The sequence below is a fragment of the Planktothrix paucivesiculata PCC 9631 genome, assembly GCF_900009265.2.
GTDB classification, from domain to species: domain Bacteria; phylum Cyanobacteriota; class Cyanobacteriia; order Cyanobacteriales; family Microcoleaceae; genus Planktothrix; species Planktothrix paucivesiculata.
Map to the genome: position 1 here is coordinate 63,039 of NZ_LR735022.1, position 11,083 is coordinate 74,121.

7 protein-coding genes and 1 pseudogene are annotated in these 11,083 nt (G+C 37.6%); 4 read left to right on the forward strand and 4 right to left on the reverse strand.

The features are described from left to right. Positions 1-39: 39 nt before the first annotated feature. The gene (locus tag PL9631_RS18920) at positions 40-1,278 is read left to right on the forward strand and encodes a class I SAM-dependent methyltransferase (protein WP_083622703.1); all 1,239 of its coding nucleotides are present in this window, start codon (positions 40-42) and stop codon (positions 1,276-1,278) included. Between the two features lie 142 nt (positions 1,279-1,420). Further along, complete coding sequence (locus PL9631_RS18925; RefSeq protein WP_083622705.1) at positions 1,421-3,211, forward strand: methyltransferase domain-containing protein; 1,791 nt, start codon at positions 1,421-1,423, stop codon at positions 3,209-3,211. 74 nt (positions 3,212-3,285) lie between these two features. Here the strand turns inward: PL9631_RS18925 and PL9631_RS18930 are convergent, their stop codons facing one another. Beyond that, positions 3,286-5,055, reverse strand: coding sequence for a tetratricopeptide repeat protein (locus tag PL9631_RS18930; protein ID WP_083622706.1), 1,770 nt, complete (start codon positions 5,053-5,055; stop codon positions 3,286-3,288). A 39-nt stretch (positions 5,056-5,094) separates the two neighbouring features. Then, positions 5,095-5,850 carry a class I SAM-dependent methyltransferase gene (locus PL9631_RS18935; protein WP_083622708.1) on the reverse strand — a complete coding sequence of 252 codons (756 nt, stop codon included), beginning with the start codon at positions 5,848-5,850 and terminating at the stop codon, positions 5,095-5,097. Between the two features lie 608 nt (positions 5,851-6,458). Here PL9631_RS18935 and PL9631_RS18940 point away from each other — a divergent pair. After that, positions 6,459-7,841 (forward strand): FkbM family methyltransferase, encoded by a 1,383-nt coding sequence (locus PL9631_RS18940; RefSeq protein WP_197046435.1) that lies wholly within the window; start codon positions 6,459-6,461, stop codon positions 7,839-7,841. An 89-nt stretch (positions 7,842-7,930) separates the two neighbouring features. Here PL9631_RS18940 and PL9631_RS18945 read toward each other — a convergent pair whose 3' ends face one another. Further along, positions 7,931-8,395: a DUF29 domain-containing protein gene (locus PL9631_RS18945; RefSeq protein ID WP_083622711.1), complete on the reverse strand. Its 465-nt coding sequence runs from the start codon at positions 8,393-8,395 to the stop codon at positions 7,931-7,933. Positions 8,396-8,515: 120 nt separating this feature from the next. On the opposite strand from PL9631_RS18945, the gene PL9631_RS18950 reads away from it, so the two are divergent. After that, a complete protein-coding gene (locus tag PL9631_RS18950; RefSeq protein ID WP_083622713.1) occupies positions 8,516-10,216 on the forward strand; it encodes a glycosyltransferase family 2 protein in 1,701 nt (566 codons plus the stop codon). A gap of 294 nt (positions 10,217-10,510) precedes the next feature. Here PL9631_RS18950 and PL9631_RS18955 read toward each other — a convergent pair. Then, a pseudogene (locus tag PL9631_RS18955) lies at positions 10,511-11,044 on the reverse strand (hypothetical protein); the annotation flags it as partial. Positions 11,045-11,083: the final 39 nt, after the last annotated feature.

Below are 11,083 nucleotides of genomic sequence, written 5' to 3' on the forward strand. Positions count from 1 at the left end.
CAGATTTTTATTGATTCAATCTAAAATGGAGGTATAGCAATGTTTACGCTAATCAAGAAAATAATCAATTGCCCAAACAAATTTGAGAAAAAAATCATTGGATATAGTATTGACAGTCCCAATTTAGAATATTCTACCAATGTCACAGAAGTGTTCTTAACGGGCTGGGTATTACCAACAGAGGAGAAAGAAGCACAGATTGTGGTTGAAGGCAGTGGTGTTATGGAAACCTTCCCTTGCGATGTCCAGAGAGACGATGTTACAAAAACTATTCTAGGAGAAATACATCCAAATATAAAATGTGGTTTTCAGATCAAGTGGATTCACACAGGGATATTTAACATATCTTTTGTAATCGAAGGCGAAAAAATGTTGATGGCTGAGATTGAAATTAAGTCTGCGTTTATAGACATCGTAAATCAAGAGTTATATAAAATAGAAAATTCACTAAGGTATTCCACTTCACGGGATGAATTATTTCAGCAACTGCGCTACTGTCTTGGCTTAGATGATTTCGGTATGCTTCTTTGGTCTATGCCAAATATGGCCTACCCAAAAATGTCAAAGATTCTTCCCAAAATGGCGACGAATGAAGTCCAGTTAAGCTGGACAGGGAGTTCGGGAATAGACTTGCTAACAAAGACCACAGCTTTTGTTCGCTCAGTCGCTCATAACTTTTGTAAATTTTCAGGTACTACCCTGGATAATAAATCAATCTTGGACTTTGGTTGCGGATATGGGCGGATTGCGCGTTTAATGTATTATTTCACCAATTCTGAAAACTTTTTTGGGGTTGATCCTTGGGACAGGTCGATAGAGATATGTCGCTCGGATGGACTTGAGAGAAATTTCTTGTTATCCGATTATCTTCCGGTGGATCTTCCAACGGGTTCGAGGAAATTTTCTCTTATTTACGCATTTTCTGTATTTACGCATCTTTCTGAGCGGGCAACTGTTAGATCAATTGAAACACTGCTTCAACATTTAGAATCAAGCGGACTTTTGGTTATAACAATTAGGCCTGTTGAATACTGGAATATCGACCAAAATGCTCGAGGGCTTGGTGTGATTGACCAACTAATTTCCTCACATAAACAAAATGGATTTTCTTTTTTACCTCATCCTAGGCCAGCAGTTGATGGCGACATTACCTATGGCGATACATCAATGAGCTTGAATTGGATCAAAGCAACATTCCCGAAAGCAGAGATTGTGGCGGTTGATCGTTCCCTTTATGACCCGTTCCAAGTCTATGTTTTTCTTCGGCGCTTGAGTTAGCGAAAAGTCACTTAGGCTTTAAAATGCGTGATCTGAACACATCATTATCGCCTAAGTCGATTTAGAGGAAGATCTATATTACTATCGGTCTGCTATAGTTGAGAGAGTTTTATTAATTCAATCTAAAACTGAGGTGTAACTAATGGCAATTTTATGTAAAGAAATAAATTTACTGTTTATCTGTGTTCCAAAAACAGGAAGTTCATCCCTTGAAAATTTTTTAATTAGGAACTTTGGTGGGAAACAGCTTTTGACAGAGCATATTTGGGATGATGATCGTAAGACCGTTTTGGTGGACTATAGACATATTAGGATCAAAGAGATAATATCACATAGATTATTAACCTTAGCTCAACTTGAGCAAATGAAGATATTAGCAGTTACCAGAAATCCTTTTGATTGGGTTGTGTCACATTATGTATTTATTGTGAACTCCTATCAGAGACTTAAACAAGAAGGAGAAAAAGCACCTGATTGGATTATTGCTAGAAAACATTGGCTAACCGAAATAGCTAGTATGAGTTTTGATGAATATGTTGCTGGGTTCAATAACCAAGATATATCAGTGTATAGTTCATTCATTGAAGGTATAGATGAAGGGAAAGTAGAAGTTGTCAAACTTGAGCAATTAGATAGTGAGGTTAAAAGGATTTTTCAAGAATTAGGAGTTGAATTATTGCAAAACATACCACACGAGAATAAGACAGCAGGCAAAAAAACGGATTTTAGATTATATTACAGCAATAAATCAAGGCAAATTATAGAACAATCTTTTGCTAGGGATTTTGATCGTCTCGGTTATTCTTTTGATGATGTAGCAATGTTTACAGTAATCAAGAAAATAATCAATTTCCCAAACAAATTTGAGAGAAAAATCTTTGGATATAATATTGACAGTCCCAATCCAGAATATTCTACTAATGTCACAGAAGTGTTTTTAACGGGCTGGGTGTTACCCAGAGCGGAGGAAGAAGCACAGATTGTAGTTGAAGGCAGTGGTGTCATGGAAACCTTCCCTTGCGATGTCCAGAGAGACGATGTTACAAAAACTATTCTAGGAAAAATACATCCAAATATAAAATGTGGTTTTCAGATCAAGTGGATTCACACAGGGATATTTAACATATTTTTTGTAATCGAAGGTGAAAAAATGTTGGTAGCTGAAATTCAGATCCAGTCTGAGATTGATTCAAGTGACTCGTCATTTGAAAAAAAAGATAATCAAGTGATGAAAAATCAAGGCTATTGTTACACCTGCGATCAAGAAGTAGAGTTTTCTTCTCACCAAGCTTGGTTGAGAGATTCTTATAAATGTAACAATTGTGGATCAATCCCTCGAGAAAGAGCCTTAATGTACTGTATAGAAAAGTTTTACCCACACTGGAAACAACTTTCTATACACGAAACTTCACCTGCAAGTAGAGGCGCTAGTCTTAAACTAAAAAATAATTGTCCCAACTATCAAACCAGTCAATACTTTCCAGAATTTCCTTTGGGTGAAACTCATAGTAGTGGATGGAGAAATGAAGACTTAGAAAATCAGACATTTGCTGATGAAACTTTTGATCTAGTGATTAGTCAAGATGTAATGGAGCATATTTTTAATCCTGAAAAAGCTTTTTCAGAAATTGCTAGAACTTTAAAACACGGAGGGGCGCATATATTTACAGTACCGATAGTAAATAAGCAAAAACCTTCTAGTGTTCGTGCTACATTAGAGGCTAATGGTGAAATTAATTATTTAGAGGAAGCTCAGTATCATGGTAATCCAGTCAACCCTCAAGGATCATTAGTCACTAGGGACTGGGGTTATGATATCTGCGATTTTATTTTGAAGCACAGTGGATTATATACAACTATTGTTTATATAGACGATATATCGTTGGGCATTAGAGCCGAATATATAGAGGTTTTGATTAGTAGAAAAATTTAAAAAATGGTAGCCCTGTATAAGTTATAATTCAAGTCGATCTAATCCCCTAGATATAAGGCTCGAAAAGGCAAAAATCACTGCTTCTCTGTCGCTACTACCTGAAACTGAACTTTTTTGAGTGGAATACAGCTTTTATTTGAACAAACAGCTTGTATTAGTAACTCTCCCTGCTCTACAAGTTCACCTATATCAACAATAGTTTCAAATCCGCTCATCCCAGCATCAGGTAAATGGGAATAAGCCTGAGCAACATCTGGACGGGGAAAATCAATCAAAACTTGTTTAACTACTACATGATTATGGATAATTTGTATAGCCTCCACTGTTGATTTTTTTCCCAACACCCAACCTTTCAACATAAGTTCAACTGTGCTACTGGTGTTGACTTGTGTAGCTTGATCCACATTAAATCCCCAAAGTGCTTCTGGGTCATCTTGTGAACATGAAATTATTGTTGTATTTATCGTGTAGCTGCTAGTCTCTGATGATGCACGTTCTAAGCTGTCGTTTTTATCAAGATATACAGAATCTAAAGCATATTGGATTCTATTAAAATTATTTGAGCATAATGCTACAAAGTACACTGGATCATCTAATGAGCAATTTTTCCTCAAAACTTCTTGATCATTGCTAGTATAATGGGTTATATAGTATTTATCATTATCATTCAAGGAATAAACAAAAGAACCCATACAAATTTTTTGTCCGTATAAGGTAAAATATAGAAAATATTTATTGAGTAAATCTACAAATTCCTCCCGATACAGTTCTTTAACATGAAACGGATTATGGTAATTAGGCAAATCTGAATAAACCAGGCGATTTGGAGAAGAAATAACTAATATCCCATCCTTTTTGAGAACCCTTTGAATTTCTTGCATCATTTCCTCGTGTTGATCATGATGCTCTATAGTTTCAAATGAAACAACAATATCTATAGATTCACTAGGTAAGGGAATTGAATTACACTGACCAACCAAAAACTTTAAATTCGATTTGTCTTGATATTTATTTTCAGCAAATTTAACAGACTCTATATCAATATCAACACCTACCACTGAACTCGCTGTTTGCGACAATATAGCCGAACCATAACCTTCTCCAGAGGCTATGTCTAAAACGGACTTACCGCGCACAATTTCCAGACATAGCCCATACCGATGTAAATGTTCGTACCTAATTTGACCTTTAACATTAGGGATATACCTTTCACCCGTAAATGCCATCTCAAGATTATCTTTTGGAGGTGAAACGATATTATTAGATTTTTTGCTATCGTTTGATAGTTGTGGATTCAGCCTAATCGCTTTCTGGTAATATGAACTAGCTAAAGATAACTTATCTTGTTTTGATAATACTTGACTTAAATTATAATAACCCCAACAAGAATCTGGTTTTAATTCTATGGCTTTCTGAAAACAAGTAACAGCCAAGTCATATTGTTCTTTTTCCATCAAAGCTAAGCCCAGACTGTTATAATATTTATGGCACTTAGGCTGAATCTCTATCGCTCGATCAAAATAAAAAATTGCTTCATCAAATAACTTTTGTTTGATCGCAACCTCTCCCAAGTAACCATGAGACAATGCGGAACGAGGATTTAATTCAATAGCTTTTTTAAATTCCAAAACTGCTTCTTCCAGCAATCCTTTTTGCGCTAAAGCATCCCCTAAATTTTGATACAAAATGAACGAATTAGGACTGAGCTTTATTGCACGACGGTATTTAGTGATCGCTTCATTGAGTTTACCCTCTCGCTTTTGTTGATTAGCTTTTCTAATCAAATCTTCTGGGAGTATTAGTCTGTCTTTCTGTGTATGGGTTTTGGCTGATTTCAATTTCATATTATTTGTTGATCTAATTTTTTATTTAGATTATATCAATTAATTTCTAGCAATTTTATTCTTGCCACGATCTTTATTTGCTATTACTGCTATCGAAGCCGGATACATGATGCTATGGAGATGAACATCTTTAAACCCGGCATCAAAAATTTCCCCAAAAAAGTCAGCACCGTATTCACGATAAACAAGGTGGTCTTCTAAATTTTTGCTTTCCCTGCCATGGTAACTAGGTTTTAAACCCTCACGACTTCTAGTGATTCGTTCAGGAATTATAGGGATTGTATAAGCTAAAAATCCTTTTGATGTTAGAACTCTTCGACACTCTTGCAAGGCTTTATTACCGTTGGGAATATGTTCGAGTGTATCCGAGTGGATAATAATATCAAAGCTTTCATTTTGGTAAGGAAGCTGCTGCATATCACATTCTGGATAAGAGGCAAAAAGATATTGGGGAAGTTGGGCAAGATAGGGAGTAAGGCTTCCTGCTCCATTGATTTCCAAAACACGAAGATTTTTAAAGATTTCATTGTTAGCACAAAAATTTGTAAAAAATTCATTAGATGTTTCTAATCTAGCCATTATAGCGGAGGCTAACGTCATAGAACGAAGATTAGAGCCACATTGATTGCAAACAAGACCTTGTTGATCGTCAACGTAACTGCGTTGTTCGGGGGTAAGCTCCCAGTCTGTTGCAAGTTCGTCCCAAATAATAGTATTCTTTGTGAAGCTAGAACCCCCACAAATACAACAGTAATCAGGAAAAATCAATCCGGTTTTTTTTGATGTTGTGTCCATGGAAAAACAAAAATTATAAGTTTGAGGAGTTATTTAAGTGTTTATACAACTGCTTGTTTGCGAATCTTATCTTCTGGTTCATCATTAGGATTTGTGCCATTCAGATTTTAATTGAATGGCTTTTTCTAAAAAAATTATCTTGAAAAAGAAATAATTGATGATTTACCATTGTGACAAAACCCTCCTAAATCTACTTGAACATATTATCATATCCCTGTTTATAGTTGCAATAGGGCTAAAGGAATCAAGGGTGTAGCATTGGCAACAACTTTCATCTATCAGTTAGTTTCTGTGCAAATTGATGACTCGTTTGACAACTGCAAATTCAGCCTCTGTGTAATCTATCACAGTAAATCTCTGTTGACTAATCAAGCGATAAAACTCCAAACGACTACATTCCAAAATACCCGCATCAATTTGATACTCCTAGTAATGGCCGTTATAGGTAGATAGTCATAATAAAAACAGGTTTCGTTGTTGTGCTTAAGCGCAATAATAGAGGGCTAAAGCCCAACAACAAATTTCTTTGTGTGTGCGAGGTAATATGAACACCTACTTAAATTCAGTTATTAATGGTTTCCTTTAATTCAATTCTACTACCTGATACAATGGAAACTCAAATCATTAGACCTCAAGCAACCCTCTCCATGAAACTCAACTTTCCCGACCTCTGCCAACACCACAACATCACCCCACGCGGCATTATCTTAATTGGTGCTTACGATGGCAAAACCCTCAAACGCCTCAACCTCCCCAATACAGTTAAAACCCTACTTATTGATGCCAACCCCAGCGCCGTCGGACGACTGCAACAGAATTTTGCCGATAGTCCTAATATTCAAGTCGTTCAGGCTGCTATTGCCAACCACAATGATACCGTTACCCTGCACCTAACTTCCCTGGAGTCTAGCAGTTCTATCTTGCCCTGGAAACAGTACGGCGAAATTTACCCCAATATTAAAGAAATTCAACAACTCACCCTTTCCTGTCGGACTCTCGATACTCTCCTGGAAGAATTGAACCTCTCTCCTATTGACTTTAATATTCTGATTCTCGATATCCAAGGTGCTGAACTTTTGGCCTTGGAAGGTGCTACCCAACTCCTGAATAACCTAGATGCTATTTACACCAATGTTCATTATCAAGAACTATTTGAAGGAGGTGCATTAGCAGAAGAAGTTAATCAGTTTCTCACCGACTATCAATTTGACTGTGTGGCGGAGGAAAGTCCCTACCATCCCGCTTGGGGAGAAGCATTTTATGTGCGTCAAACTGTTAGGACTGAAGATGGAGTTCATCCGGTTAAACCTCTATCCCCGATTTCCCAACAACTTCAGGAAACCAAACAGGAGTTAGAAACTTTACAGTCCCAGTACCAAGAGGCTTTGGTAATACTGAAACAAAACCAAGTTCAACTGCGCACGGGTACAGAGGATTTAGCTGAGTTAGAATCTCAACGTAATCAAATATTGGAAGAATTAGAAGGATCTCAAACGGAATTAGAACAATCTCAATCTCAAAAAAAACAACTGCAAACCCAACTGGATCAATCTCAAACCGACCTTAAACAAACTCAAACCAAATTAGAACAATCTCAAACCGACCTTAAACAAACCAAAACAGAACTAGAACAATCTCAAACCGAATTAGAACAATCTCAAACCGAATTAGAACAATCTCAAATTAACCTTAAACAAACCCAAAAAGAATTTGACCAGTCTCGTTCAGAACTGCATGAAGTTCGAGAAGAATTAGAATTAACTCAATTTCAACTAGATGAAGTGCAAGTCGAGTTAGAACAATATGTTTCCCAGTTTCATCAACAGAAAGAAGAAATCACCAAACTAAAAACGGAACTAGAACAAACTAAAACTCAATTAACTCAAGTTCAATATCAACCGGAAATCACCGTGAGTAAAAAATCCAAATCGGATAATGCAGCAATAGTTAAATTGTTAGCAAAAGTTCTAGCAGAAACCATTGAAGATTAGGGAGAATATATTGTGACAGCAACCGCCAAAGAGTTTGGTTTATGCCCTATTTCTGAGGTGAAACTTAATTCTCAAGGAACTCTCTGTATTCAATATTCCCAATCTTGGCTAGTATTGCAGATAAAACTATCTGCGATAACTTCCTCAAAATTATATGGACATTTTTCTGGAAAAGTTCTCAATGGCAAGTTTGTTTCTCGTAATGCCAAATCAACTCCGGCTTCAAAGCCATCTTCTAAAGCGTCAATTATGCGAGACTTTAAGCTAGGATTACGATAAAAGTGGCGACTAATGGCACGGCGTTGTTCTCTGATGGTCAAAAACCAACTGCGAGAACGGTTTTCTGGTTGATATTGCCACTTGAGGAGATGCCCTAACAAGACACTAAGACGACTGACGAGTTCTCGGTATTCCTGTCTCCCCAATGCCTGTACCTCCTCTTGTAAGTTTTGCCAATCTAATTCTGATACTTGTCTGTTGGCTAGTACCTGTACTTGCCACTGTGTCCAGCCATAAAAATCTTGTTCGTATTGTGAAACTGTTTTAGAATTCATGGTATTAATAGTTGGCTTTAACGCTAAGAATTTTTGCTATTCTCTATAATATCTAAAACTCTCATAAGATGTGGCAACAAAGTTCTAGTATAAACGATTAAAGATTAGTGAGGATGTATTGTGACAGCGACCCCTTTATCTATTTCTCCCAATATTCAACCCTCGTTAAACTTAACAATTTTTGCAGTTCCTAAACCCTTTCGAGGTCATATTGGGATTATCCAGCGCAATGCTATTCAAAGTTGGTTACAATTGCAACCGCAGCCGGAAATCATCTTATTGGGAAACGATGCAGGCACTGAAGAAATAGCTAGGGAATTGGGTGTGCACCATATTCCTAATATCCAACTCAATGTTCAAGGGACTCCCCTGCTCAATGATATTTTTTTCCAGGCTTCCCAACAAGCCACCCACCGAATTTTGACTTATGTTAACTCGGATATTATTTTAACTCCTGATTTTCTGCCAACGGTTCAACAAGTTATTACCCAATACCCGCAATTTTTAATATTAGGCAGACGCTGGAATTTAGATATTACTGATTCCATTAATTATAATAATCCTAATTGGGAAAAAAATCTACGCGATCGCCTTCTCCAAGCCGGAACTTTCAGTGGCGTTGGCGCTTTGGATTATTTCGTGTTTCCTAAACCCCTATTTTCCCAACTTCCAGAATTCGCTATTGGACGAGCAGGATGGGATAATTGGATGGTGGGAGAAGCTCTGAAACAAAATATTCCGGTGATTAATGCCAGTCAATTAATTACGGCTATTCACCAAAACCATGATTATAACCATCTGTCAGGACGGCGTTTAGAAGCCTTTCAAGGAATAGAAGCCCAACAGAATCAAACCTTCCTCCAGGGTCATTGGGCCGGAAATAGTGCGGATGCAACGGTCTACTTAACTCTTCTATCTCCTAACTATACCCCGAGAGTGAGTGTGATTATTTCTATGACCCCCGTAGAGACGTTGAATGCAACGTCTCTACCACAGAATGAAGCCATTAATAGTGTTTATCAACAAAGTTTTACCGACTGTGAAATTATCGTTATTGATGATAGTTCTACAGGGGAAATGCGATCGCAACTCCCAGAAAAATACCCCTTAATTCAATATATCCATCAACCCAATCAAGGAATAGTAGCGGCTTGGAATAGAGGTCTGGAGGCAGCCCAAGGAGAATTTATCACGTTTTTGCACCCTGGGGACGTCTTTTTACCGGACAAACTTGCCCAGCAGGTCGCCTGCTTTGAACGGAAAGCGGGTTCTTTAGAAATCGTTTTTAGTCCTTGGCAAACTGCTTTAGGCTCCAGGGATAACGCTATTAATATTTCTGCGTTTCAGTCGGTTCTGCAAGGACGGGAAGGGTTGCATGGCGTTCATGCTTGGATGCTCCCGACCCTGTGGCAATTTATCCGCACTAGCACTATTTTATTGCGGCGCAGTTGGTTACAGGGTTACGGTGGCTTTTATCCCCAACTCTCTCCACAAGCAGCCACCCTGGATTTATTATTGAATTTATCCTCACGGGGGGCGGCGGCGGTTTGTTTGGAACAGCCCACAGTTTGCGGTTTGGAAACCCAACCGTTAACGCCCGAAACAATAAGTCAAATGGCATCTGAGTCAGAACAACTCCTACGCCGCTATTTTTCCCGTCCCACCATTAAATATTGGATGCGTCCGGTCGAGTCCCAAGCCTATACCCAAACTTTCCTGTGGTTATCGGGTTTAATATCCGATGAGCAAGAAAAGACAAAATTCATTAATTCCAATTATCGCTATTTTCAATTAGCCCAGCCCCTAACTACCCACCCATAAAATTCTACTTTTGTCAAGCTGATCAATTTTCCTTAATCTTTCGTTACAAAAACTTGTGCATCGGCCTGTCAGAATTAAGTCTAAAAATCGTTAAATTTGCTTGACATTTAACCAAATTAGGCGGTTGCAGCCTTTGTTATTACAAATAGACACAACAAACCCTTGGGAGTGATTTCCCTCACTCTACCACAACCCCGATGATTGCGTCAACTATTTGAGAAAGATGTTCAATAAAAAATCCGTCTGGAGTGCCTTTGTTTTAAATTTTAAAACAACTAACCCTCTTTTGTCACTCTCCGAATTAGGTAAGTAGTAAATCAACCCCCATAGTAACAGAGGTTGGACAATTAAGCGCAGATTATTTAGAGCATTCTTCCATCCACTTTTCTGATTCCATTGTTGATGATTAGAAAACTTAACAGAATTACTTTCCTGTACATCAGTGTTCTTAATCCATATAGGTCACCCAAGGTTTTCTTTAATTTACCTGGGAGATTTGTCATGACAAAGGAAGTAGAATTTTTGGGCATTATTTCTGGGTCAGTCGTTATTTCCCAGTAAGTTATGTTCCTTTTCTTTCCATAAATTATTTCCCTAATATATCTGATTTCTGATTTTTGGTCACTAAATGTTCTCTCAAATTTACACCACTTATTCGCCCTAACCTTTGATCGGTGAAATTATTCCTAAGTGTAAATATTTGAAGCATTCATAGTTTCTGACTTCTTGAAATAAGTCTTTATACTCGGCACAATATTCATCTATGATGGCAACTGTTGGCTGAGCCTCTCTTGCCAAATGCTTCAGGATTTGTATTTCTACATCCATTGCCACACCTACTTTGTAGAGTTTGATCTTTTGATTCTT